The sequence below is a fragment of the Bacillus sp. PS237 genome (assembly GCF_037963345.1).
Classification (GTDB): Bacteria; Bacillota; Bacilli; order Bacillales; family Bacillaceae; genus Bacillus; species Bacillus subtilis.
Genome location: NZ_CP150156.1, coordinates 2,394,830 through 2,419,529 on the forward strand (window position 1 = coordinate 2,394,830; position 24,700 = coordinate 2,419,529).

The 24,700-nt window shown below is 45.6% G+C and carries 25 protein-coding genes; 3 read left to right on the top strand and 22 right to left on the bottom strand.

Annotated features, from left to right (window positions below; translation table 11 throughout):
• Positions 1-4: 4 nt before the first annotated feature.
• Positions 5-241: a DUF2627 domain-containing protein gene (locus NST22_RS12230; protein ID WP_003230304.1), complete on the top strand. Its 237-nt coding sequence runs from the start codon at positions 5-7 to the stop codon at positions 239-241.
• A 41-nt stretch (positions 242-282) separates the two neighbouring features.
• On the opposite strand, the gene prpB is transcribed toward NST22_RS12230, so the two are convergent.
• The 9 genes from prpB to NST22_RS12275 form a co-directional block, all read right to left on the bottom strand.
• A complete protein-coding gene (gene prpB, locus NST22_RS12235; protein WP_004398772.1) occupies positions 283-1,188 on the bottom strand; it encodes a methylisocitrate lyase in 906 nt (301 codons plus the stop codon).
• Positions 1,189-1,205: 17 nt separating this feature from the next.
• Complete coding sequence (locus tag NST22_RS12240; protein WP_004398686.1) at positions 1,206-2,624, bottom strand: bifunctional 2-methylcitrate dehydratase/aconitate hydratase; 1,419 nt, start codon at positions 2,622-2,624, stop codon at positions 1,206-1,208.
• Between the two features lie 14 nt (positions 2,625-2,638).
• Positions 2,639-3,757: a citrate synthase gene (mmgD, locus tag NST22_RS12245; RefSeq protein ID WP_003230298.1), complete on the bottom strand. Its 1,119-nt coding sequence runs from the start codon at positions 3,755-3,757 to the stop codon at positions 2,639-2,641.
• 33 nt (positions 3,758-3,790) lie between these two features.
• A complete protein-coding gene (locus NST22_RS12250; RefSeq protein ID WP_003245999.1) occupies positions 3,791-4,930 on the bottom strand; it encodes an Acyl-CoA dehydrogenase in 1,140 nt (379 codons plus the stop codon).
• Between the two features lie 27 nt (positions 4,931-4,957).
• A complete protein-coding gene (locus NST22_RS12255; RefSeq protein WP_003230294.1) occupies positions 4,958-5,821 on the bottom strand; it encodes a 3-hydroxybutyryl-CoA dehydrogenase in 864 nt (287 codons plus the stop codon).
• Between the two features lie 24 nt (positions 5,822-5,845).
• Positions 5,846-7,027, bottom strand: coding sequence for an acetyl-CoA C-acetyltransferase (locus tag NST22_RS12260; RefSeq protein ID WP_003230291.1), 1,182 nt, complete (start codon positions 7,025-7,027; stop codon positions 5,846-5,848).
• Positions 7,028-7,153: 126 nt separating this feature from the next.
• Positions 7,154-7,885, bottom strand: a complete 732-nt coding sequence (locus NST22_RS12265; protein WP_003230288.1) for a glycerophosphodiester phosphodiesterase — start codon at positions 7,883-7,885, stop codon at positions 7,154-7,156.
• Between the two features lie 78 nt (positions 7,886-7,963).
• On the bottom strand, positions 7,964-8,584 hold the full coding sequence (locus NST22_RS12270) for an N-acetylmuramoyl-L-alanine amidase (protein ID WP_010886565.1): 621 nt from the start codon (positions 8,582-8,584) through the stop codon (positions 7,964-7,966).
• 14 nt (positions 8,585-8,598) lie between these two features.
• Entirely contained in the window at positions 8,599-8,892 is a 294-nt protein-coding gene (locus NST22_RS12275) for a lipoprotein (protein ID WP_003230284.1), read from the bottom strand.
• Between the two features lie 307 nt (positions 8,893-9,199).
• Here NST22_RS12275 and NST22_RS12280 point away from each other — a divergent pair, with 307 nt between their 5' ends.
• The gene (locus NST22_RS12280) at positions 9,200-9,352 is read left to right on the top strand and encodes a hypothetical protein (RefSeq protein ID WP_003230276.1); all 153 of its coding nucleotides are present in this window, start codon (positions 9,200-9,202) and stop codon (positions 9,350-9,352) included.
• A 72-nt stretch (positions 9,353-9,424) separates the two neighbouring features.
• The gene (locus tag NST22_RS12285; protein ID WP_004398691.1) at positions 9,425-10,543 is read left to right on the top strand and encodes an NADH-dependent flavin oxidoreductase; all 1,119 of its coding nucleotides are present in this window, start codon (positions 9,425-9,427) and stop codon (positions 10,541-10,543) included.
• A gap of 464 nt (positions 10,544-11,007) precedes the next feature.
• Here the strand turns inward: NST22_RS12285 and spo0A are convergent, their stop codons facing one another.
• The 13 genes from spo0A to accC form a co-directional block, all read right to left on the bottom strand.
• Positions 11,008-11,811 carry a sporulation transcription factor Spo0A gene (gene spo0A / locus NST22_RS12290; RefSeq protein ID WP_003226427.1) on the bottom strand — a complete coding sequence of 268 codons (804 nt, stop codon included), beginning with the start codon at positions 11,809-11,811 and terminating at the stop codon, positions 11,008-11,010.
• Positions 11,812-12,086: 275 nt separating this feature from the next.
• Positions 12,087-13,367: a SpoIVB peptidase gene (spoIVB, locus tag NST22_RS12295; protein ID WP_004398697.1), complete on the bottom strand. Its 1,281-nt coding sequence runs from the start codon at positions 13,365-13,367 to the stop codon at positions 12,087-12,089.
• Positions 13,368-13,541: 174 nt separating this feature from the next.
• On the bottom strand, positions 13,542-15,272 hold the full coding sequence (recN, locus tag NST22_RS12300) for a DNA repair protein RecN (protein WP_003230267.1): 1,731 nt from the start codon (positions 15,270-15,272) through the stop codon (positions 13,542-13,544).
• A gap of 36 nt (positions 15,273-15,308) precedes the next feature.
• Complete coding sequence (argR, locus tag NST22_RS12305) at positions 15,309-15,758, bottom strand: arginine repressor ArgR (protein ID WP_003230265.1); 450 nt, start codon at positions 15,756-15,758, stop codon at positions 15,309-15,311.
• Positions 15,759-15,855: 97 nt separating this feature from the next.
• Positions 15,856-16,701 carry a TlyA family RNA methyltransferase gene (locus NST22_RS12310; RefSeq protein WP_003230264.1) on the bottom strand — a complete coding sequence of 282 codons (846 nt, stop codon included), beginning with the start codon at positions 16,699-16,701 and terminating at the stop codon, positions 15,856-15,858.
• Positions 16,698-18,599 carry a 1-deoxy-D-xylulose-5-phosphate synthase gene (gene dxs, locus NST22_RS12315; protein WP_003245985.1) on the bottom strand — a complete coding sequence of 634 codons (1,902 nt, stop codon included), beginning with the start codon at positions 18,597-18,599 and terminating at the stop codon, positions 16,698-16,700. The genes NST22_RS12310 and dxs overlap by 4 nt, the downstream gene beginning before the upstream one ends.
• A 174-nt stretch (positions 18,600-18,773) precedes the next feature.
• Positions 18,774-19,664, bottom strand: a complete 891-nt coding sequence (locus NST22_RS12320; RefSeq protein ID WP_003230262.1) for a polyprenyl synthetase family protein — start codon at positions 19,662-19,664, stop codon at positions 18,774-18,776.
• The gene (locus NST22_RS12325) at positions 19,654-19,908 is read right to left on the bottom strand and encodes an exodeoxyribonuclease VII small subunit (RefSeq protein WP_003226409.1); all 255 of its coding nucleotides are present in this window, start codon (positions 19,906-19,908) and stop codon (positions 19,654-19,656) included. Before NST22_RS12325 ends, NST22_RS12320 begins: the two co-directional genes overlap by 11 nt.
• On the bottom strand, positions 19,905-21,251 hold the full coding sequence (gene xseA, locus NST22_RS12330; RefSeq protein ID WP_003246103.1) for an exodeoxyribonuclease VII large subunit: 1,347 nt from the start codon (positions 21,249-21,251) through the stop codon (positions 19,905-19,907). The genes NST22_RS12325 and xseA overlap by 4 nt, the downstream gene beginning before the upstream one ends.
• Before the next feature lie 137 nt (positions 21,252-21,388).
• A complete protein-coding gene (folD, locus tag NST22_RS12335; protein WP_003230259.1) occupies positions 21,389-22,240 on the bottom strand; it encodes a bifunctional methylenetetrahydrofolate dehydrogenase/methenyltetrahydrofolate cyclohydrolase FolD in 852 nt (283 codons plus the stop codon).
• An 11-nt stretch (positions 22,241-22,251) separates the two neighbouring features.
• A complete protein-coding gene (nusB, locus tag NST22_RS12340; RefSeq protein WP_003230256.1) occupies positions 22,252-22,647 on the bottom strand; it encodes a transcription antitermination factor NusB in 396 nt (131 codons plus the stop codon).
• A gap of 263 nt (positions 22,648-22,910) precedes the next feature.
• Positions 22,911-23,318 carry a fatty acid biosynthesis protein YqhY gene (gene yqhY / locus NST22_RS12345; RefSeq protein ID WP_003230254.1) on the bottom strand — a complete coding sequence of 136 codons (408 nt, stop codon included), beginning with the start codon at positions 23,316-23,318 and terminating at the stop codon, positions 22,911-22,913.
• Between the two features lie 20 nt (positions 23,319-23,338).
• On the bottom strand, positions 23,339-24,691 hold the full coding sequence (accC, locus tag NST22_RS12350; RefSeq protein WP_003230253.1) for an acetyl-CoA carboxylase biotin carboxylase subunit: 1,353 nt from the start codon (positions 24,689-24,691) through the stop codon (positions 23,339-23,341).
• Between the last annotated feature and the right edge of the window lie 9 nt (positions 24,692-24,700).

Genomic DNA, 24,700 nt, shown 5'->3' on the forward strand with positions numbered 1-24,700 from the left:
GAAGATGAGCCGACTTCTTGCGCTTTTAATATTAGTCATCCCCGGGGCTATTTCTGCTTTAGGCATTAAACTGATGAGAGATACACTTTTCGGCCATACAATCAAGCCATTTTCAGCTCTTTGGCTCCAAGGGTTGTCAGGATTCATCTTTTTTGCGATCGGCCTCTATGTGCTGGCCGGGTTCATTTTATACAGAGACAGAAAACGCAATCAAGTCAGCCCGCGATTCAGAAAACGATAGCTGAAAAAAAGCCGGAGAATGCTCCGGCTTTTTTTGTTGCATTATTCGTCAGGCAAAACGGTCTTGGCAATCGTTTTGTCTAACGCTTCATAGTCATAATAAGAAATCGTATCGTACAGTTCTTTTCGTGTCTGCATATCATGAAGTCCTTCTTTTTGTGAGCCGTGCTCCTTCATCAAACCAAACATCCGCTCACAAGCTTTTGCCGCCGCTCGAAGCGAGGTGACAGGATATATCACCATGTGAAACCCCATATCTTCGAATTCATCGGCACGATAATATGGCGTTTTCCCAAATTCAGTCATATTCGCAAGGAGCGGAACGGGGATACGCTCAGCAAACTGGCGGAATTCATTCTCCGCCTGTAGCGCTTCCGGGAAAATTGCGTCCGCTCCCGCCTCAATGTAAGCCTCTGAACGTTTTATTGCGGCATCAAGCCCTTCCTGCGCCCTGGCATCAGTACGGGCAACAACAATAAGGGAGGGTGCCGCTTGTTTAATGGCTTTTATTTTTTGCGCCATTTCCTTTATCGGAACTAGCTGTTTGCCATTTAAATGTCCGCATTTTTTTGGGAGCTGCTGGTCTTCCATTTGAACGGCTGCTACCCTGGCTTCAAGCATCTCCCGGGCTGTTCGGGCGGCATTTAAGACACCGCCAAATCCCGTATCGATATCCACAAGCAAAGGCAGATCAGCTGCACGCACAAGATCTTTGGCCCGTTCAGCTATCTCTGCCGATGTGATGATCCCTAAATCAGGCAGCCCCCTGCTGGCTGTATAGGCAGCACCGGACAAATAAATAGCAGAAAAACCGGCTTCTTTCGCAAGCAAAGCGGCCATCCCGTCATGGGCGCCGGGAATTTGAAGAATGTCCGGTGCTGACATCAGCTTGCGGAAACGCCCGGCAAGCTCCTCTTGTGACGATTGCTTATTGACGATCCACGACATGAAACAAAATCCCCCTTTTACATGCAGAACATGTCTACGAATTCATTTACGCGCATCGTTTGTAATGTCTCATAGCTGGTACAGCGCTCATAAATGTGTTTGTGCTGTTTATCAGGAAAATGGGTTTTGAGATTGTCAGAAAACTTTTCCAGCAGTTTCGGCACTGCTTCCTCTCTTCGAAAACGATGGCCGAGGGGAAACTCACATTCCACCATTTCCGTGCTCGTTCCATCTTTAAAATGAACCTGAACGGCATTTGAGATGGAGCGTTTATCAGGCTTCAAATAATCCTCGGTATATGTTTTATTTTCAGTCACTTCCATTTTATCACGAAGTTTATCTATTCTCGGATCATTCGCTGTTTCAGCTTCATAATGCTGTGCGGTGATATCACCAAAAAGCAAACCGATTGCTGTAATGTATTGGAGGCAGTGATCACGGTCTGCCGGATTGTGGAGCGGGCCTTTTTTATCAATGATTCGGATAGCTGATTCATGCGTTCTGATGACAACTCGGTCAATCTCGTCAATCCGGTTCTTTACCTGCGGGTGAAGAATGACGGCGGACTCCGCCGCTGTCTGGGCGTGAAATTCCGCAGGATAAGACACTTTAAATAACACATTTTCCATGACATAAGCGTCGAGCGGACGGGCAAGCTTGATCTCTTTCTTATTGAATAAAACGTCTTGGAACCCCCAACCCGGTGCACTCAAGGCTGTCGGATAACCCATTTCCCCTTTTAACGACATCAGCGCCAAATGAACACCTCTGCTCGTTGCATCTCCTGCCGCCCATGATTTACGCGAGCCTGTATTCGGTGAATGGCGGTATGTCCTCAATGCTGCATTGTCAATCCATGCATTCGAAAGCGCATTTTTGATTTCTTCTCTTCCGCCGCCCAAAAGCTTTGCTGCAACAGCAGTTGTCGCAACTTTGACAAACAGCACATGGTCAAGGCCAACTCGATTTAAGCTGTTTTCTAACGCCAGCACACCTTGGATCTCGTGTGCTTTGATCATCATCTCAAGTACGTCGCGTACCGTTAACGGCTCTTTTCCTTCAGACAGCCTCACTCTTGATACATAATCAGCAGCGGCAAGGATTCCTCCCAAGTTATCGGATGGATGCCCCCACTCCGCCGCCAGCCACGTATCGTTGTAATCGAGCCAGCGAATCATGCAGCCAATATTAAACGCTGCCCTCACAGGATCGAGAACATATGACGTTCCCGGCACTTTGCTTCCATTCGGCACAGTCGTTCCTGGAACAATCGGGCCAAGCAGCTTTGTGCATTCCGGATACCGTAGCGCCAAGATTCCGCAGCCCAGGGTATCCAGCAATACATGCCCCGCTGTTGTATACGCTTCGGCACTAGTAATCTCTTTCTCAAGCACATAGTCTGTGATTTCTTCGATAACACGATCCGTTTTCGGCATTCTACCAGCTCCTTTCATGATTTTGTTTGATATCGCGGGCCCATGTAACTGACACGGGGACGGAAGAGCCGATTATTGGCATGCTGTTCGATCACATGGGCGCATAAACCGGACGTTCTCGCGCTGAAAAAGATCGGCGTATATAAAGGAATCGGTATGCCGAGCATCCAATACACTGGGGCAGCATAGTAATCCAAATTCGGGTAAAGCCCTTTTTCCTTCTCCATCAGCCGCTCACCCGCTTCGCACATCTCATATAAACGATGGTCACCGGCTTTATCGCATAATTGCTGCAGCGCCTCTTTCATCATGAGTGCTCTCGGGTCCATTTTTTTCATATACACCCGGTGGCCGAAGCCCATGATTTTTTCTTTTCTTTTCAGTTTTGTTTGCAAAAGCTGCTCAAAATCAGATGTCGTTTTTGCCTCCAAAAGCAAATACATCACAGCTTCGTTTGCTCCTCCGTGAAGATTCCCTTTCAGGGAAGCGACAGCCCCAGTCAAAGCCCCATAAAGATCTGAATGTGTAGATGCAATGACCCTGGCCGCAAAGGTTGAATTCGGCATCTCATGCTCACTGTACAGGACGAGCGACCGGTCAAAAATCTGTTCTTCCAATGAAGACGGCAATTTCCCTGTCATCATGTAGAGAAAATTCGCACTGTAGGATAGGGTTTGAAGCGGAAGAATCGGTTCTTTCTTATTAATGATCCTGTAGCTGGCAGCAGTGAGGGCAGGCATTTTCCCAAGAAGCTGATAGGCGCGTTCTTTGTTTGCGGAAGGAGACCGATCATCAATTTGCCGATCATAGCCAGCAAGTGCCGACAGGCCGGTACGCAGACCATCCATTGGATGAGTGTCCTCAGGGAGCAGCTCAAGCAGACGGAGATGATCAGCAGGCAGGCTTGAGGCACTGTTTATTTTACGTTCCAGCGTTTCCATTTCACTTTCTTCTGGCAGCCTGCCCTCCAGCAATAAATGGACAAGCTCCAGATAGCTTTTTGTTTCAGAAAGTTCTATTAAATCATAGCCTCTTATCAAAATCTGGCTGGACTGCGTGTCAAGATAAGAAATATGAGTTTCTGCCGCAATCACACCGTCCAACCCTGGAGAATAATGCTGTTTCTCCTCCATATCCTCAACCTCCGTTTTTGCGTTTTTTGTCTATCAGGTTCCGCCAAGCAAATACTTGGAAATAATCAGTCTTTGAATCTCGTTCGTCCCTTCATAAATTTGCGTCACCTTTGCATCGCGAAGCAGGCGCTCAACTGGATAATCCTTCATATAGCCATATCCCCCATAAATTTGAACGGCGTCTAACGCCGCCTTTACGGCTGCATCGGAAGCAAATTGTTTAGCCATAGACGCTTCTTTTCCACAGTTTAGGCCGCGGTTATGAAGGTCTGCAGCGTGGTAGACAAGATGTCTTGCCGCCTCAGCTCTAGTCGCCATATCAGCCAGCTTAAATGATATGCCTTGATTGGCTGCAATCGGCCTTCCAAATTGCACTCGCTGCTTCGCATAATCAACGGCATGCTCAAGAGCCGCCTCTGCAATTCCGAGGGCCTGTGCCGCAATGCCGATCCGGCCGACATTTAAATTCGCCATGGCAATGTGAAAGCCATCCCCCTCTTTGCCAAGCAAATTGGCTTCAGGCACTTCTGCATTATCAAAAATCAGTTCCGTAGTATTGGAGCCATAAAGCCCCAGCTTTCTTTCTTTTTTTCCAACGGTAAAACCGGGTGTGTTTTTTTCAACAATAAAAGCCGAAATCCCGTGCCTGCCTTGATCTGGAGCTGTTAAAGCAAATGTGATATAGATATCAGCTGCTCCGCCATTCGTTATGAATATTTTCGATCCGTTTAATAGGTATTTGCCGTTCTTTTTGATTGCTGTTGTGCGGAGGCTCCCGGCATCCGACCCCGAGTGAGGCTCCGTTAGTGCAAATGCGCCCAAATGGTCTCCTGACGCGAGATTTGGTATATATTTCATCTTCTGTTCTTCGTTGCCGAAATACAGAATCGGATTCGTGCCGACTGAGGTATGAACGGAGAGAATCACGCCGACAGCCGCGCTGATTCTAGAAATCTCATGAATTGCCAAAATATAAGAAACAACGTCCGCTCCAGCACCGCCGTATTGTTCCGGCACCGGTATTCCCATCAGTCCGTGTTTACCCATTTTTTTGATCAGCTGAAAGGGAAATTCGTCCGTTTTCTCCATGATTTCCGCAGCGGGAGCAATTTCTTTTCGTGCAAAATCACGCACCATTTTTCGCATCATGACTTGCTCTTGGGTTACATGCAACTCGGCCACCCCCGGATGGAATAGACTTCAGGAAGTCTTCTCCTCATAGTCATAAAAACCGCGTCCGCTCTTTTTGCCAAGCCAGCCTGCTTTGACATACTTGCGGAGCAGCGGGCAAGGACGGTATTTGGAATCGCCAAGGCCTGAGTGAAGGACTTCCATAATTGATAAACACGTATCCAGTCCGATAAAATCCGCTAATGCAAGCGGACCCATCGGATGATTCATGCCCAGCTTCATCACTTCATCTATTGCCTCCGGCTTCGCCACTCCCTCATACACGCAATAGATGGCTTCATTAATCATTGGAAGAAGCACACGGTTGGAAACAAACCCAGGAAAATCATTGACTTCTACCGCTGTTTTCCCCATCTTTTCCGCTAATGCCATAACATCTAAGGCCGTTTCTTCTGATGTAGCCAAGCCTCGAATCACTTCTACCAGCTTCATTACAGGGACGGGATTCATAAAATGCATGCCAATAACCCGTTGAGGCCGGTTTGTTACAGCAGCGATTTCTGTAATAGGCAAGGAAGATGTATTGCTGGCCAAAATCGTATGAGGCGGGCAAATGCGATCAAGTGTTTTAAACATCTCAGTTTTTGCCGCCATGTTTTCTGCGATAGCCTCAATCACAATGTCCGCATGCTCTGCCTCCTCAAGTGTTTGAGAAATCGAAATGCGGTTGATTACGCTCTTCACTTCCGTCTCGGTCCTTTTTCCTTTCTCAGCATCACGGGCCAGCTGTTTCTTCAGCCGTTTCAATCCTGCCTCCGCGGCCTCTGGATTCACATCATACATCCGCACATAAAAGCCCGCGTCGGCGGCTGTTTGAGCAATTCCGCTCCCCATCTGACCTGCGCCAGCTACCATGATTTGTTTGATTTCCATTCAAATCCCCTTTTTCATCATGTTTTAATGAACCTGCACTAAGACGGCGTCTCCCTGTGCTGCCCCGCTGCAAATAGCGGCAACGCCCAGACCCCCTCCCCGTCGCTTTAATTCATAAACAAGCGTCATGAGAATTCTCGCACCGCTCGCGCCGATCGGGTGGCCGAGCGCGATCGCACCGCCATTCACATTTACTTTTTCAAGATCGAAACCTACGATTTTTTCACATGTCAAAACAACTGAAGCAAAAGCTTCATTTACTTCAAACAAGTCAATATCTTGGACAGTTAAACCATTCTTTTTCAGGAGCTTGTTAATAGCAAACCCTGGCGCTGCCGCCAGCTCGTGCGCTGGCATTCCCGTAGTTGAAAAACCAAGAATTGTAGCCAGAGGCCGTTTGCCAAGCTCAGCAGCTTTTTCCTCAGACATCAGCACGAACGCGCCGGCTCCGTCATTGACTCCAGGAGCATTGCCGGCTGTGATAGAACCGTCACTTGCATAAATCGGAGCAAGTTTTGCGAGCTGATCCAGACTTGTGTCACGGCGAATCGCTTCATCTTTATCAACAACGTTTGGTTTTCCTTTTCGACCGATCCAGTTGACGGGAACAATTTCATCCTGAAACTTCCCTTCATCGGCGGCCTTAGCTGCCCTTGCATGACTTCTCAACGCCCATTCGTCCTGCTCTCTTCGTGAGATTGCATATTCCTTGGCAGCTGTATTTCCGTGAACAGCCATGTGCACCTCGTCAAATGCGCACGTTAATCCGTCATACACCATTAAGTCCCTAAGCTCGCCGTCCCCCATCCGTGCTCCCCAGCGCCCGGCGGGAACGGCATACGGAATATTGCTCATGCTTTCCATCCCCCCCGCAACAAGTATGTCCGCATCCTGCGCCCGAATCATTTGATCACATAAAGTGACAGCGCGAAGGCCGGAAGCACAGACTTTATTCAGTGTTTCTGACGGCACACTCCAAGGCATTCCCGCCAGACGGGCAGCTTGACGGGAAGGTATCTGCCCTGAGCCGGCCTGGACAACCATGCCCATGACGTTTCCTTCTACATCATCTCCAGAGACTCCAGCCTGTTGCAGCGCCTCCTTCATCACAATGCCCCCAAGCTCAGCAGCTTTCACCTCTTTCAAAACTCCGCCGAATTTGCCAAATGGAGTTCTTGCAGCACTTACAATGACTGTTTTCCTCATGGTTTCACCTCATTCAGAAGATAGACAGCGCTTACAATTTCTAGTTGTCTTCTATGAATGTATGCTTTGAAACGGGCATGAATGAATGAAAAAAGAAGGCTGCGTCAAACAGCCTCCTTCTAACAACTATTCATTTTTCAGCAATGCCGAAGCCTTTTCTGGAAAGTCGGTAAACATGCCGTCTGCTCCCGCTTCAATGAGACGCTTCATATCTTCCGGACGATTGACTGTATACGGCCTTACCTTAATCAAACCGTTCCTCATTTTCTTCAGTACTTCATCTGTGACCCCTGGGCTGTTTATCTTCGGGTGATAGCCGGAAGCCGGAATAGACGCGATATATCGATCTGCCTGATAAAGCACATCTGAAGTTAATACTGCCCGTTCGATATGCGGTGCAAGCCGGGCGCACAGCGCCAAGCTGTCATGATTAAACGTGGATAGGATGACTCTGTCCTCTACATTAAATCGCTTCACTGCCTCCAGCACTTTTTCTTCCATTCCCTCATAGCGGATCACGCTGTTTTTTAATTCAATGTTGATGAGAAAATCCTTTTTTACCGCCCACGAGAGCACATCTTCTAGCAGCGGCACTTTTATATCGCTGTACGCTTGATCGTGACCAGCGGCCGCATTCGCAGTCTTTACCTCATCATAGGCTGTATCCTTCACGAATCCTTTAAGTGATGTCGTGCGATTAAGTCTTTCATCATGAATTACAACAATGCGTCCGTCTTTCGTCAGCTGTACATCAAGCTCTATCCCATCCGCTCCGGCTTCAATTCCTTTTTCAAATGCAAGCATTGTATTTTCGGGAAATTGACCTGATGCCCCCCGGTGGGCAAAAATCTTTGTCATCGTTTCACCTCAAACCCTAAAGTTTTCTCCATTATACTTATTTTGTCGGCTCCACTCTAGGATTAAGGCTGTATCAATCTACTGATCATAATAAGAATCAATGCCATTGACAATCGCATCTGCGGCCTTTTGCTGGTATTCTTCACTTCCCAGCTTGTCCGCGTCAGAGCTGTTCGTGATAAACCCAAGCTCCGCCAACACACTTGGCATTTGTGAATATGTAATGACGTAAAAGTCTGATTCTTTCACGCCCCTGTCTCTCGTTTGTAAGGAAGAAACGAGCTGTGACTGAATATCGGATGCCAGACGCCGGCTGTTCTCCCCTTCATAATCAGATTGAAAATACGTTTCTGTTCCTGAAGCTGAAGCAACCCCTGAATTCACATGAATGCTGACAAAAAGGTCAGCCTGATTGGCACTTGCCTTAGCCACTCTTTCCTCCAAGGTCAGAAAATGATCGTCAGACCGGGATGCAACAGGATTGGCTCCCTCCTCTTTTAGTTTGTCTGTCACATGCTCTGAGACAGCCAAATTAATATCCTTTTCAAAGAGCCCGTTTCCGACCGCTCCACTGTCTTCACCGCCGTGTCCGGCATCAATATACACTGTTTTCCCTTCTATCGGCTCTGCTGCCTGTGCACAAGGCGCGAGCGTCAAAGCCAATCCGCACAGCGCCAAGCTCCTCCATAACATTCTCAACTTACTCCCTCCGGTCACGAGTTCTTTCGCAGCTGAATATCTTCCAGCTGTAAAGTTCCATTATCCTTCTTTGTATATTTCACCAGGACATGTGTCTGATCTGGCAGTGATTCACATTCATCACGTTTATCCTTCGGAACTTGTATCATGGTTTCTTCTCCATTAAGAGAAACCGCAATCGTATGAGGATCAGCCGAGCCAATGTATTTTCCCTCTTCGGTAAACCTCGGCACTGAGTCATCCGCACTTGCAACACTGCACCCCGAAAGAAAGAGCGCAGTAAACAGCAAAAGAACCGTTTGTTTCACATGACCACCTCTTCCTGATGTTTGGCTTTTATCTTTGACCAGAATGGAGAATTTGTAAAGACAACGCGAATGCAGGCGAGCAAGTTCCATGATTTTCAAAAGGGCTATACGACCCGATCATTTCCTGTTGTTAGAAAGATAACGAGCAGATTTGTCTATGAGGATGGCTCTAATTGAGGCGCCAATTAGAAAAAATTAGCGGAAAGAAGCAACTTTTTATTCATTTTAAAAAATTTGAGAATAGGGTGAGCAAATCGTTTGACGGGTGGGTCAGCCAAGCGTAACCTTTTAAAGGATATTTACTTTATTGAAAGAAGTTAAAGCCATGAAAAAATTCGTTCTGCTGCTGGCGGCAGCTGTCATCACATGCTCCATCGGCCACCAAATCAGTGGCGGCTACAAAGGCCCCGAAAAAGAGCGGCCAAAACATCACTCTGCACTCAAGATATTCAGTCGGTAAAGCAGATCAATTGCATTAATTTTTACATATAGGCTAGAATATGTGCGAATCCAAACGAAAGAAGATGATCAAATGAATCCTAAGTATAAGCCACTTTTTGAACCATTTACGTTTAAAAGCGGCGTTACAATCAACAACCGGATCGCAGTAGCACCGATGACTCATTACGCTTCTAATGAAGACGGTACAATATCTGAAGCGGAGCTCGACTACATCATCCCCCGTTCAAAAGAGATGGGAATGGTGATTACAGCCTGCGCAAATGTTACACCGGACGGAAAAGCATTCCCCGGGCAGCCGGCCATCCATGACGATTCCAACATTCCAGGTTTAAAAAAGTTAGCACAAGCCATTCAGGCACAAGGCGCTAAAGCTGTTGTACAAATTCATCACGGCGGTATTGAGTGCCCGTCTGAGCTCGTTCCTCAACAGGATGTTGTGGGGCCAAGTGACGTGTTTGATAACGGCAAACAAATTGCTCGCGCATTAACAGAAGAAGAAGTGGAAAACATTGTGAAGGCGTTTGGAGAAGCGACAAGACGCGCCATTGAAGCCGGCTTTGACGGTGTCGAAATTCACGGTGCAAACGGCTACTTAATTCAGCAGTTTTATTCTCCGAAAACCAACCAGCGCACGGATCGCTGGGGAGGAAGCGATGAAAAACGATTAGCCTTCCCGCTCGCTATTGTCGATGAAGTGAAAAAAGCCGCTTCAGAACATGCGAAGGGTGCATTCTTAGTCGGCTACCGCCTGTCTCCGGAAGAACCTGAGACACCGGGATTGACAATGACTGAAACTTATACGCTTGTTGATGCTTTAGGGGATAAAGAATTGGATTATCTTCATATCTCACTGATGGACGTGAACTCAAAAGCGCGCCGCGGTGCAGATCCGACTCGCACACGCATGGACTTATTGAATGAACGTGTCGGAAACAAAGTGCCGCTGATCGCCGTCGGTTCCATCCATTCCGCTGATGACGCGCTTGCCGTCATCGAAAACGGTATTCCACTGGTCGCTATGGGACGCGAAATTCTAGTTGACCCTAACTGGACGGTAAAAGTAAAAGAAGGCCGTGAAAAGCAAATCGAAACAGTGATCAAAGGCACAGATAAAGAAAAATATCATTTGCCTGAACCGCTATGGCAAGCAATTGTGAACACACAAGGCTGGGTGCCTTATAAAGATTAATGTGCAAAGACTGCCGAAACGATTCGGCAGTCTTTTTTCCCTTTATATAAATAGTTTGTGTACACATCTAAACAGCAAAAGAAAGAGCTCCCCACCAACTTCGAAAAGAAAATCCAGGAAAAACCCCTCACGCTTTCTTGCTTTTTTCTTTTTCATTCGTACGTCTCCTTTTTACATGAATACGCCTTACTTACGATTTTGCAGGAGAAAGGTTTCATTTTATAACGGACACATCTAGGGTCGATCATGCTTCGTGATCCTATAAGATGTATGAATGGACCAAGAGTGCAGGTAATACCGCCATTTGCTTTCCTTACTTTTCAAACCTATCCTTTACTATATGCGGATACTTAATATTCTTCTCCCATACTACAAATGTCCCCAAAACAAAACGCCTCCTATTTATCAGCGCAAACTAATAAATAAAAGACGTTTGATTTAATGACCACTTAATAAGCTCATGTTTAAGAAGCCTTATGCTCTAACCTCAGCTTATCCGCAACCATTGCAATGAATTCACTGTTGGTAGGTTTAGCTTTTGTCATGCTGACAGTATAACCAAACAACGAGGAAATGGAATCAATGTTTCCTCTGCTCCATGCCACTTCAATTGCATGGCGGATCGCTCTTTCTACACGGCTTGCGGTTGTGTTAAATTTTTTGGCGATGTCCGGATAGAGGACTTTTGTAATGCTGCCGAGCAATTCGATGTCATTGTATACCATTGAGATTGCTTCGCGCAGATAGAGATAGCCTTTAATATGGGCTGGGACGCCGATTTCATGGATAATGCTTGTGATGCTCGCGTCGAGATTTTTCTTCTTTGGTTCAGGCTGGCTGCTGCGTATAATACTGCTTTGCGATGATGGCGCACGATGCGTCACACTGCTGGCATTTCCGCTGACCTGGCGGATATGGCCGACAAGGTTTTCCATATCAAACGGTTTGAGAATAAAGTAGGACGCGCCTAAATCGACGGCCTTTTTCGTGACATCTTCCTGCCCAAAGGCTGTCAGCATAATGACATTCGGCTGTTTTTTCAGATCTGATTCCCTCAGCCTCTCTAAAACCGCAAGTCCGTCTAGATGCGGCATAATAATATCTAATACGAGCACATCGGGATCTTTTTCTTTAAACAGCGACAGGCATTCCTGTCCGTTATAAGCAACGCCGATCACTTCCATGTCTTCCTGTCCTTCTATATATTCACTTAACAGGCTTACCAGCTCTCGATTATCATCAGCAACACAAACTTTAATTTTCTCCACGTTTCTTCCTCCCCAAATGTAGTTAACAGGATTCACCCTTGCTACATGTTTACATTCGACAAAACCGCTATATACCCTCTAAAAAAATCATAATCACCAATATTAGTGGCATATCTTTGTTATTCTATGTTTTTCTCTGTTTTTCGACTAAAAATGAAATTTGACAAACAAGGAAACGTGAATTTGTCGAAAAATCTTCTTTTGTATATTTTACCGTATGTATTCTGAGAAGTGAAGAGGGATCAAAATAAAAAAACTGCCGGAAACTCCGGCAGTCAGCTTGCTTTTTCTTTTCCATAAATATCGATTCCTGCTTCTGACAGCATCCATTCAATATGAACACCGTAGCCGCTTGTCGGGTCATTTACAAATACATGGGTGACAGCACCGATCACTTTTCCATTTTGAATGATCGGGCTTCCGCTCATCCCCTGTACGATGCCTCCTGTTTCTTTCAACAGTCTTGGATCGGTAATTTTCAACACCATTCCTTTTGTCGCAGGGAATTTTTGCGGCGTTGTGCTGACGATTTCAATATCGAATTTTTCTACTTTGTCATCATCAATAACCGTTAAAATTTCAGCCGGCCCTTTTTTGACTTCGGTAGAAAACGCAACCGGCAATGCTTGATCTGATATGTTGTTTTGAATCGGCTGATGCAGTGTGCCGAAAATCCCAAACGGGCTGTTTCTGTTAATATCCCCGATCGTTTTGCGTTCTGAGGAAAATCGCGCCAGTTTTTCTCCCGGATTACCGCCTGTCCCTTTTTCAATTGATGTTACAGTGGATTTAACGATTTCTCCATTCTCCACTACAATTGGTTTCTTTGTGTCCATATCGGAAATCACGTGGCCAAGTGCTCCGTATTTTTTTGTTTTCGGTTCATAAAAGGTCATAGTGCCGATGCCAGCAGCAGAATCTCTGATATATAACCCGATTCTGTATTTGCCTTCTCCTTCATCCTTTTCTGGGATCAGCTTCGTTTTGATTTTCTGTTTATCACGTTTGATCAGTAAGTCTAAAGATTCACCAGTTTTCCCAGCCTTTTGAATAAATGGGGCTACATCATTCATTTTTTCAATTTTCTGTCCATTCATCTCAATAATGATGTCGCCCGCTTCAATTCCTGCCGTTTCTCCCGGAGATTTTTTGCCTTCACTTGTATTGATTTGATGAAATCCGACGACAAGAACACCGACGGAATGAAGTTTTACACCGATTGATTGTCCGCCAGGTATAACTTTTAAATCAGGAAGAACATGCACTTTTGTTTTTTTAATTGGAAATCCGGCAAGATCATATACCAATTCTGACTCACCTGATTTTTTGCCCGTCACCTTGATTTCATGCGGATCTTTCTTTACTGTAAACGCTTCTGAGGATTCTGATGTCTGAGCGTTTACCGATAAACTCGTTTCAATCGCTTGTGTTTGGGTTTCAAATACTCTCATTTGCGTTGGAATCAGTAAATATTCTTTTAGCGGTTTGCATAAACCTACACTTAATAACGAAACAAGGAGAATTAAACCTACTGCTTTTCTGATGTTATCGGGCATTCACTACTTCACTCTCCTCGCTCCTATCCCACACCTTCTTTATGACTTGCTGCTACATCATTTAATTTTGCCTTCTGACGGCTTATTTATAACTGTCATATGAAGAAAAACATTGGATATACTGATGAACGAATGGATGTGCACGAAAAAAATAAGCTGCGCTTCTCGCGCAGCTTACCCAGTTGTTTTGACTTGATCCGCTTGTTTTAAAAGTTCTTTCGCATGGCGTTTCGTTAAGTCGGTTACTTCGACACCTGCAATCATGCGCCCGATTTCCGCTACCTTTTCCTGCTTAGAGAGCGGCTTGACACGTGTCGTCGTTCTGCCGTCTTTTAACTCCTTCGCAATATAAAGATGCGTATCGGCCATGGCAGCCACCTGAGGCAGGTGTGTAATGCACAGCACTTGTGATCCTATTGACACCTTATGGATCTTCTCAGCAATTGCCTGTGCGACCCTGCCGCTTACACCGGTATCAACCTCGTCAAAAATGATCGATGTCACATCCTGTTGTGAGGAAAAAATGCTTTTTATGGCAAGCATCACCCGTGACAGCTCTCCACCTGAAGCGACTTTCGAAAGGGATTTCAGCGGCTCGCCTGTATTGGTTGAAATTAAAAACTTCACCAGGTCAATCCCTTGTTCAGTCAGCTGAACGGGCTGGCCGTTTACAAGCGGCGCCTCTTCATTGCGTGACGCTGTTCTGACCTTAAATTCCGTATCAAAAGTTGATTTTTCCATGTACAGGCTTTTTAATTCCCGATGAATCTCATCAGCCAGCTTTTTCGCCCATGTTTTTCGGATTTGTGACACATTTGCCGCTTCCACTGCGACATCTTTGCCGACGGAGTCAAGCTCCTTTTTCAAGCTTTGAAGGTGGCTGTCCCTGTTTTCAATTTGGTCAATCTCTTCTTCAATTTTAGAAGCATATTCCAAAATGTCTTCAACAGTGGCACCGTATTTTCGTTTCAGCTGTTTGATTTCATTAAGTCGCGTCTCAATATAGTTCAGGCGTTCCGGATCAAATTCAAGCTCATCCAGCATATTTCTCATCTGAAATGTGGCATCCTCAAGCAAATAGTAGGAGTTCGAAACACTTTCAGACATTTTTTTCAGCGGTTCGTTTATATCAGATATATCTTCAAGCTGCGCTGATGCCATTCCAACCCAGTCCAATCCGCCCTGCTCACTGCGAAGCGCGTTATATGCATTTTGCAGCGACTCATATATCTTCTCAAAGTTTGAAATTTGCTGGCGCTCTTCTTGGAGCTGTTCATCTTCGTTAAGCTCAAGCTTTGCCGATTCGATTTCTTCGAGCTGAAATTGAATAAGATCAAGACGATGGGCCATTTCCTGTTCGCTTTCAGAAAGCTGCTTAAGCTTTTTGAGCAGCTTCACATACCGCTGGTACCCTTCCTGATACGTTTTGAGCGCGCTTTCCACTTCGGCCCCGGCAAACTTGTCCAAAAGCTGGAGATGATTTTCGTCTTCCATTAACAGCTGGTTATCGTGCTGCCCGTGAATATCTAATAAAAGCCTGCCGATCTCTCTTAGTGAAGCAATCGTGACAAGCTTGCCATTGACACGGCAAACGCTTTTCCCGCTCGTGCTGATATCCCTTCTCATGACGATCATTTCGTCTGAAACGTCGATTCCCTGCTCAGCGCATACGCCTAAAACAGGATGGCCGCTCTCCAACAGAAACAGCCCTTCAAGTTCGGCTTTTGCTTCCCCATATCTAACAAATTCAGATGATCCGCGGCCTCCGACTAAAAGAGAAATGGCATCTATGATGATGGATTTGCCGGCTCCGGTTTCTCCTGTTAAAACCGTAAGCCCGCGTTCAAAAGAAACCGTCAGTTCCTCAATAATGGCAAAGTTTTTAATCGATAGTTCAGCTAACAAACAGCATTACACCTCTTATCTTTGTTAGATTTTCTGTTACAGCAGTTCAAGGAGCCTGTTTTTTACGCCTTCTGTATCTTCAGGAGTCCGGCAAATAATTAAAATCGTATCATCTCCGCAAATGGTCCCCATCATTTCATCCCAGTCCAAATTGTCCATCAGCGCCCCGATTGCCTGGGCATTGCCCGGCATCGTTTTCAGCACAATCATATGGCTTGCTGAGTCTATTTTCACAAATGCGTCCATCAATGCCCGCTTTAGCTTTGACAGCGGATTGAAACGCTGGTCCGCCGGAAGACTGTATTTGTAAGAACCATTATTTGTAGGCACTTTTACAAGGTGAAGTTCTTTAATATCCCGTGATACCGTGGCCTGCGTTACTTTGTATCCATCCTGCTTTAGCATGTCGACCAATTCATCCTGCGTTTCGATTTCATTGCTTGTAATGATCTCTCTGATTTTAATATGCCTCTGGCCTTTGTTCATGTAAGCACCTCTATTTCCAAGCTTATCTGTTCTTTTATGTTATATGATTCTCTGCACATTGTACATGAATGCAGAAAAAAGGAATAATAGCGCCCTATTATTCCGGTACATCTGCTTTTTTTTCTTTTAACGTCTTATGTGCTTCTTCTACAACGCGCATGATCTCTTCTTCCGGCAGTTCCTGGCCTTCCTGTCCCTCTCCCGGCCAATGCAAATGAAGGAGAAACTCAATATTTCCGTCTCCTCCCGTGATTGGAGAAAATGACAAGCCTTTACAGATATAGCCTTCAGCGGCAGAAAAACTGATCATTCGCTTGAGCACATCAGCATGCACTTTAGGATCTCTAACAATCCCTTTTTTGCCGACGGATTCCCGTCCCGCTTCAAACTGAGGCTTAACTAAAGCCATGCAGTCGCTGCCCGGTACGAGCAAAGTCCTTAGGACAGGCAGGATGAGCCGCAGTGAAATAAAGGACACATCAATTGTGGCAAACTCCGGCATGCCCTTTGTAAAGTCTGCCGGTGTTGCATAACGAAAGTTCGTCCGTTCCATCACGACGACCCGTTCATCCTGTCTAAGCTTCCATGCAAGCTGATTATAGCCTACATCCACAGCGTATGACTGTTTAGCTCCATTTTGCAAAGCGCAGTCCGTAAAACCGCCGGTGGAGGAGCCAATATCAATCATAATTTTATCTTTGACAGAGACGGGAAATTCCTTCAACGCTTTTTCGAGCTTTAAGCCGCCCCTGCTCACATACCTCAGCGGGTTTCCTTTGACAGTTAACGGAAGGTCGCGGTCAATTTTTTCTCCAGGCTTGTCCAAGCGGTTTTCGTTTGAATAGACGATCCCCGCCATAATGGCTCTTTTGGCTTTTTCACGCGTTTCCGCCAGCCCTCTTTCCACTAATAATACATCTAATCGTTCTTTCTTTGACGTCATGATCCAATTCCTTTGTGTGTCTTTGGTGGCATCAGTAATCTAATACGATTTGCCACCTGCTGTTTTGTCAGTCCAATTTCCTCAAGAAGCGCTGTTACACTTCCGTGTTCAATAAACCGATCAGGTATACCCATTCTGTCAATCGGAGTATGATATTCACCTTGATCATGAGCGAATTCTAAAATCGAGCTTCCGAAACCGCCTTCTAAGACCGCTTCTTCAATTGTTAAAATTGGCAAGCCTTCTTTTAGGATACTCTTCATCATCTTTTCATCAATCGGCTTAATAAAACGCGCATTCACAACGCGCACGGAAAGGCCTTCTTTCTGCAGCTCTTCGGCTGCTTCAATCGCCATTTCGATTGTTGTGCCGAATGTTAAGATGACAGCATCGTTCCCTGGACGCAGCACCTCCCACGTACCGATCGGAATCGTTTTCAACTGTTCATCCATTTTTACGCCGAGTCCGTTTCCGCGCGGAAAACGCATTGCTATCGGGCCTTCGTCATAGCTAAGTGCTGTATGAACCATGTGCTGGCCTTCATTTTCGTCTTTCGGCATCATTAAGACCATGTTTGGAATGTGGCGCATAAACGCAATATCAAACACGCCTTGATGTGTCTCTCCATCAGCGCCAACGAGTCCAGCACGGTCAATTCCAATAAACACATTAGCGTTTTGGCGGCAGATGTCATGAACAACTTGGTCATATGCCCTTTGCAGGAAGGTTGAGTAAATCGCCAAAAACGGCTTCATACCCTGCATTGCCATAGCTGCAGCCATTGTTGCGGCATGCTGTTCTGCGATTCCTACGTCGAACATCCGGTCAGGGAATTCCTTTGCGAAGCCTTCAAGCTTTGAACCGACAGGCATAGCCGGCGTAATGGCTACAATGCGTCCGTCCTCGCGCGCCATTCGCTGCACAGTTCCGCTGACAAGACCGCTCCACGAAGGAGCTGCGGCTTTCGGCTTTACAAAGTCACCGGTATTAATTTTATATGGTCCGGTACCATGCCATGTCCCAATCGTATCGGTCTCAGCCGGTTTGTACCCCTTCCCTTTTTTCGTAATGACGTGCAGAAGAACAGGGCCTTTCGTTTTTTTGGCGTATTGAAGATTCTCAATCAGCTCATGATAAGAATGTCCGTCCACTGGGCCCAAATACGTAAAACCGAGCTCCTCGAAAAACATTCCGGAGACGAGCATGTATTTCAGGCTGTCTTTGACCCGTTCCGCCGTGGCGGCAAGCTTGCCCCCAACTGCCGGAATCTTTTTAAATAAGTATTCAAGCTCATCTTTGACCCACTGGTATTTCCCCGCAGTGCGGAGCCGTCCGAGCATAGAGTGAATGGCACCGACGTTTGGCGCAATACTCATTTCATTATCATTAAGGATGACAATCATGTCTTTTTTCTCGTCGCCGATGTGGTTAAGGGCTTCGAGCGCCATACCGCCGGTCAGCGCGCCGTCACCAATGATCGGAATAATATATTCATCCGTTCCTTTAATATCACGGGCAGCTGCCATTCCCATCGCGCCTGACAGAGAAGTCGAGCTGTGCCCGGTTTCCCAAACATCGTGCTCGCTTTCACTCCGCTTTGGAAATCCGCAAAGCCCTTTGTACTGGCGAAGCGTCGCAAATTCTTTTCCGCGTCCTGTCAGCAGCTTATGGACATACGACTGATGGCCTACATCCCATAAAAATTTGTCTTTCGGGCTGTTAAATTCCTTATGCAGGGCAACAGTAAGCTCTACGACACCTAAGTTTGGGCCGATGTGGCCGCCGGAAGCGGATAAACTTGTAATTAAAAACTGACGGATTTCATCACTTAATTTCTCTAATTCATCAATGGACATGTTTTTTAAAAACGACGGGTCCTGTATTGATAAAAGATCCAAAGCGGATCAACTCACTTTCAGCATGAATTTCTGCAATGATACATGTCTTTTGCATGCCGAGCTGACAATAATCTCAGACATAAAAAAAGACAAACGCGCTTTTCCTTTTCATTTTTCATATAAACTGCTTACATTTTACCATACCTCGTGCAGCCGCTTCAAATTAGGATCGTTTTAGTGATCTCTTGCCGCAATTAAATCACAAAGCTCATATAAAAGGTCTTTTTGAAGAGAGAGTCCGCCGATCAATCGCTTCGCCTCTTTTATATGAACATCCAATTTATGTTTGGCCCCTTCCAATGAAAGAAGCGACGGGTATGTCGATTTGTCATTTGTGGTATCCGAGCCGACACGTTTGCCGATTTTCTCTTCACTGCCTTCTAAATCTAAAATATCGTCTCTGATTTGAAATCCGATTCCAATGTGGCTGCTGAAGGTACGCAGTGTTTCAATGTCTTCCTCAGGCGCATCAGCCAAAATAGCACCGGCGATTACACAAAAGCCAAGGAGCTTGGCAGTTTTCCGTTCATGAATGGATTCGAGCTCTTCAAGCGTGACTTGTCGGTTTTCCGCTTCCATATCAGCTACTTGCCCACCGACCATGCCTTCGGTGCCTGCCGCTGAAATCAGTTCATTCACAAGCCGCAGGCGCTTTTCTGCTGACACCTCGTCTGACACGTGGGAGGTAATCAGCTTAAAGCTTTCTGTGAGCAGCCCGTCACCCGCTAATACTGCCGTCGCTTCACCAAACACTTTATGGTTTGTCGGCTTCCCGCGGCGCAAATCGTCATCATCCATGCATGGAAGATCATCATGAATTAACGAATACGTGTGAATCATTTCGACAGCACAGCCCACCGGAATGCCGTCTTTTTCGCTTTTTCCATATGCATTTAAAACAGCCAGTACAATCAGAGGCCGCAACCGCTTTCCGCCGGCCTGTAGAGAATATAGCATAGATTTCTTTAATGAGTCCGGCATATCAAGCTTTTCTGTATAGACAGAAAGCTGATTTTCAATTGTTTTTTTCCGGTCCGCCAGAAAGCTCGTTAATTTATTTGTCACCTTCGTCTTCCTCCTGAACACTGAAAGGTGCCAGTTCGCCGTCTTCTTTTAAAATGAAGTCCATTTGCTTTTCGACTTTTTGCAGCTTTTCATGGCACATTTTTGACAGAGCCATGCCTTCTTGGAAATAGTTAATGGCTTGCTCTAGAGGCACATCTCCCTCTTCAAGCTTTGATACAATGCTCTCAAGCCCTTTCATCGCTTCTTCAAATGTCATGTTTTCATTTTTTTTCACGTCTGTCATTTTTCTTCCCCTCTCTTTTCTAATACTTCACAGGTCAGCACGCCATCCTTCAGCTTGATTTCAAGCCGGTCCTGCTCTTCTATTTGACTGACACTTTTAATGAGTTTATCTTCTTTATAAGCCAAGCTGTATCCTCTTTCCATCACTTGAAGAGGACTTAGTGCATTCAGCTTGCCAAGAACGGTTTGAAATTGGGAATGCAGCTGCTTCATTTGGATATTCATATTTTTTCTCAGCTGATTTGTTTGTTCCTGGTATCGTGTTCTCGCTTGTTTCAGCTGTTCATGAGGATGCAATGCCTCTAATCTGTACGTTTCACGCTCCAGCTGTCTGCTTTTCCGATCTAAAAGAGCGGTCAGCTGTGCTTGAAACTGCTGGTACGCGAGGTCAAACTGCTGCTCTTTTTGCGCATACAAACGCTTTGGAAAACGAAAGGCATAGGACGATTGCAGCGTTTGTATCCGTTCTTTTTTCTGGCCGAGATGCTGCTGCATTGCTCTTGTCATTCTGACTTCCGCTGTTTTTGTCCGTTCGATTAAATCAGTGGTATGAGGCACAGCAATCTCAGCTGCTCCTGTCGGCGTCGCAGCTCTGATATCGGCGACAAAATCACTAATCGTAAAATCCGTCTCATGTCCGACTGCCGATATAATCGGAATATTGGAAGCAAAGATGGCGCGTGCTACAATTTCTTCATTGAATGCCCACAGTTCTTCTATCGAACCGCCGCCTCTCCCGACAATTAATACGTCGCAAATCTCTTTTTCATTTGCCTCTTCAATGCGCGTAACGATGGATCTGCTCGCATTTTCACCTTGTACGAGCGCTGGAAGAACAATGACTTTTACAAGGGGATATCTTCTTTTTAGAGTTGTAATAACGTCTCTGACAGCGGCACCCGTTGGAGATGTCACAACCCCGATTGTGGCTGGAAATGCGGGGATTTGTTTTTTGTAGCGGTCGTCAAATAAACCTTCTCCGGCAAGCTTCTTTTTTAATTCTTCGTACGCTAAATAAAGCGCTCCAACCCCGTCAGGCTGCATTTCTTTGGCATATAATTGATAGTTTCCGCTCGGTTCATATACGGAAATTCCGCCTCTGACCAGCACTTTCATTCCGTTTTCAGGTTTAAAAGGCAGACGCTCGCTTTGTCTCGCGAACATCACCGACTGCATTCTTGCGTTTTCGTCTTTTAAAGTGAAATAAATATGCCCTCGTGTGTGTATCTTTACATTCGACAATTCGCCTTTAATCCAAATATTTTCAAGGTGAGGATCTACATCGAATTTTCGTTTTATATACTTTGTCAGCGCTGAGACGGTCACATACGCTGCTTCACCCATGTCTAAAAACTCCTCTCCTAAGCATTCCTGCACCATAACTAAAGAAAACCCGCCCTGGCTTTAGGAGCCTGAAGAAGCGGGTATCGTGCTCATATTCAAGGCGGGTAAACATTTCGCCTGTGAATATCTCCAATTATCTATGATAACGTACGTTTCGCAGATTTAACAGTATTATGCGCAAGCATCGTGATGGTCATCGGACCTACTCCGCCCGGAACCGGCGTTATGAAGGACGCTTTTTCCTTTGCCCCTTCAAATTCAACGTCTCCGCAAAGCTTTCCGTTTTCCAGACGGTTAACGCCGACGTCAATGACAACAGCGCCCTCTTTGATCTGGTCTGCACTGATGAAGTTGGCTCTGCCGACTGCCACCACCAGGATGTCCGCTTTTTTCGTATGTTCAGTAATATTTTCTGTTCTTGAATGACAGTAAGTAACCGTCGCGTTTTCATTTAATAAAAGCTGGCCGACAGGTTTGCCGACAATGTTGCTTCGGCCGACTACAACAACCTCTTTACCGGAAAGGTCAATATTGGTTTTCTTCAAAAGCTCAACAATTCCATGAGGCGTGCAAGGAAGAAACGTATCTTCGCCAAGCAGCATTTTCCCTACGTTTAACGGATGAAAACCGTCTACATCTTTATCAGGGGAGATACGTTCGATCACCGCTTTTTCAGAAATATGGTCTGGGAGCGGAAGCTGAACGAGAATGCCATGAAACTCAGGGTCTTGGTTATATTGATCAATAATGGAAAGCAGTTCAGCTTCTGTGAGGCTGCTGTCAAATTGATCGAGCTTGAAATTCATTCCCATTGTTTCTGCCGCTTTTTTCTTTCCTCGCACGTAAGAGTGAGAAGCAGGATCATCTCCAATCAAAATAACCGCCAGTCCGGGAGTGACGCCTTGCTTTTTAAGCTCTTCTACCTCTTTTGCCAATTGTTCGCGTTTTTCTCTAGCCGTTTCTTTTCCGTCGATGATTGTTGCAGTCATTTTCTTTCCTCCTATGATTGTTCAATATCAGATTTAATGTTAGAAAGAACCCCGTTTACAAACTTTGTCGCTTTGTCATCACCAAACCGTTTTGCCAGCTCAATCGCTTCGTTCATGGAGACATTCACCGGAATGTCTTCGGCATATGCCATTTCATATGCTGCCAGGCGCAAAATCGCACGGTCAACATTGGCAATCCGATCGAGCTTCCAATTCACCAGATGCTTGGAGATCATTTCATCCAGCTGGTCTTGGTGTTCCAATACCCCGTGTACAAGCTGTTCAAAGAAAGGATCTGTTTTTTCTTCATCCAGTGCGTGTTCTATGGCTTCATTCACTGCAATATCGCTGACATCAATTTGAAATAGTGCCTGCAAAGCTTTTTCTCTTGCTGTTCTTCTTTTCATTTTCTTTCTCCTTTGATCCTCTTTATCCGCTTGTCGTTAAGCCACAAAGAGATCATAACATATTTTTTTCGTATCCGCATATTGAAATCAAGGTTTTTTTACCCTATTACCGAATATTTTCACACACCTTAATATGATTATTCGGATTTCACGTTCATGAAGAAACTCGGCTATGTAAGCCGGCTTTCTTCATGCTTTGAAATAAAGGGTAACGTGTAAAAAAACCAAAGGGCCGCCCTCCCCTTGGTTTCGTGTTAAGCCATTTACATTTCTTCGTCGATTTGGACTTCTTGGGCTTTTGTGTCAAATTGAATGCCGACGATGTGAATATTGATCTCGTTAATCGAAAGAGACGTCATATTTAATAAGGTTTGACGAATGTTTTCCTGAACGGATGCTGCAACTTTCGGAATCGAAACGCCAAATGTAACGACACAGTATACATCGATCGTAATTCCGTCATCCGCCAGGTCGACTTTGACACCTTTGCCATGATTCACTTTGCCAAAGCGCTCAACGACGCCTGTCGCAAAGTTTCCGCGCATTTCGGCAACTCCATCAACTTCTGATGCTGCAATGCCGGCAATGACCTCAATGACCTCCGGTGCAATCTCAACCTTACCCAAATGCGTATCTTCGTGATCCATTTTAAGCAAGCTGTTGTCTTTCATTCAATTCACCTCCGTAAAAATTATGAGCCCATTACATCATATGTTTCTAAAAATTTCGTATTAAACTCTCCGCTCACAAATGTTTCGTGTTCAAGCAGTTTTAAATGGAAAGGGATTGTTGTCTCAATGCCTTCGATGACGAATTCGCTCAATGCGCGCTTCATGCGGGCAATCGCTTCATCTCTCGTTTTTCCGTATGTGATTACCTTTGCAATCATGCTGTCATAGTACGGTGGGATGGAATAGCCAGGGTACGCAGCTGAATCGACACGGACACCAAGACCGCCAGGAGGCAGGTACATTTTAATTTCACCAGGTGACGGCATGAAATTTTTGCTTGGGTTTTCTGCGTTGATTCGGCATTCGATGGCCCAGCCTTCAAATTCAACATCTTCTTGCTTGAGGCTCAGTTCCATTCCTGAAGCCACTTTGATTTGTTCCTTGATCAGGTCAGTTCCCGTCACCATTTCTGTGACTGGGTGCTCCACCTGGATTCTCGTGTTCATTTCCATGAAGTAATAGCGCTGTTCATTGTAGTCATAGATAAATTCAACTGTTCCAGCACCTGTATAGCCAACCGCTTTGGCAGCCTTTACCGCTGCATCTCCCATTTGCTCCCTGATTTCTGAATCAAGGGCAGGAGATGGTGATTCTTCCAAAAGCTTTTGCAGGCGTCTTTGGATCGAGCAGTCGCGTTCGCCCAAATGGATCGTATTTCCGTAGTTATCAGCAAGCACTTGGATCTCAACGTGGCGAAAATCTTCTATGTATTTTTCGATGTATACACCTGGATTCCCAAATGCAGTTGCCGCTTCCTGCTGTGTAATCTTAATGCCATTAATCAGTTCCTCTTCAGTGCGGGCAACCCTAATTCCTTTTCCGCCTCCGCCTGCGGTGGCTTTTATAATTACAGGATACCCAATTTCATTAGCAAGCGAAACCGCTTCTTCCACATTTTCTATAATTCCCTGTGAACCCGGTACGATTGGCACGCCGGCCTGTTTCATCGTTTCCCGCGCAACGTCTTTTGTTCCCATTTTTGAAATGGCGTCAGCGCTCGGGCCGACAAACGTGACATTCACTTCTTCACATAATTCAGCGAAATCAGCATTTTCAGCTAAAAATCCGTATCCCGGATGAATGGCGTCCGTGCCAGTCAGCTTTGCAACACTCACAATATTTGTAACGTTTAAATAGCTGTCTTTTGATGCTTTCGGTCCGATACAAAAAGCTTCATCGGCCATTTGAACATGAAGGGCATCTTTATCAGCTTCTGAATAAACAGCGACAGTCTCAATTCCGAGCTCTCTGCAGGCTCTGATGATTCTGACAGCAATTTCTCCTCTGTTGGCGATCAATAGCTTTTTAATCATGTTCAGTCT

Coding starts and splice junctions, on each gene's coding strand:
- xseA (WP_003246103.1), bottom strand. CDS start 21,251: ATGGGTGAAGCAGCGTATGTGACCGTCTCAGCGCTGACAAAGTATATA.
- accC (WP_003230253.1), bottom strand. CDS start 24,691: ATGATTAAAAAGCTATTGATCGCCAACAGAGGAGAAATTGCTGTCAGA.
- spoIVB (WP_004398697.1), bottom strand. CDS start 13,367: ATGCCCGATAACATCAGAAAAGCAGTAGGTTTAATTCTCCTTGTTTCG.
- NST22_RS12240 (WP_004398686.1), bottom strand. CDS start 2,624: ATGCCGAAAACGGATCGTGTTATCGAAGAAATCACAGACTATGTGCTT.
- nusB (WP_003230256.1), bottom strand. CDS start 22,647: ATGAAAAGAAGAACAGCAAGAGAAAAAGCTTTGCAGGCACTATTTCAA.
- NST22_RS12325 (WP_003226409.1), bottom strand. CDS start 19,908: ATGACAGACGTGAAAAAAAATGAAAACATGACATTTGAAGAAGCGATG.
- NST22_RS12260 (WP_003230291.1), bottom strand. CDS start 7,027: ATGAGGAAAACAGTCATTGTAAGTGCTGCAAGAACTCCATTTGGCAAA.
- NST22_RS12285 (WP_004398691.1), top strand. CDS start 9,425: ATGAATCCTAAGTATAAGCCACTTTTTGAACCATTTACGTTTAAAAGC.
- NST22_RS12230 (WP_003230304.1), top strand. CDS start 5: ATGAGCCGACTTCTTGCGCTTTTAATATTAGTCATCCCCGGGGCTATT.
- mmgD (WP_003230298.1), bottom strand. CDS start 3,757: ATGGAGGAGAAACAGCATTATTCTCCAGGGTTGGACGGTGTGATTGCG.
- argR (WP_003230265.1), bottom strand. CDS start 15,758: ATGAACAAAGGCCAGAGGCATATTAAAATCAGAGAGATCATTACAAGC.
- folD (WP_003230259.1), bottom strand. CDS start 22,240: ATGACTGCAACAATCATCGACGGAAAAGAAACGGCTAGAGAAAAACGC.
- yqhY (WP_003230254.1), bottom strand. CDS start 23,318: ATGAAAGACAACAGCTTGCTTAAAATGGATCACGAAGATACGCATTTG.
- NST22_RS12255 (WP_003230294.1), bottom strand. CDS start 5,821: ATGGAAATCAAACAAATCATGGTAGCTGGCGCAGGTCAGATGGGGAGC.
- NST22_RS12265 (WP_003230288.1), bottom strand. CDS start 7,885: ATGACAAAGATTTTTGCCCACCGGGGGGCATCAGGTCAATTTCCCGAA.
- NST22_RS12310 (WP_003230264.1), bottom strand. CDS start 16,701: ATGACGTCAAAGAAAGAACGATTAGATGTATTATTAGTGGAAAGAGGG.
- prpB (WP_004398772.1), bottom strand. CDS start 1,188: ATGTCGTGGATCGTCAATAAGCAATCGTCACAAGAGGAGCTTGCCGGG.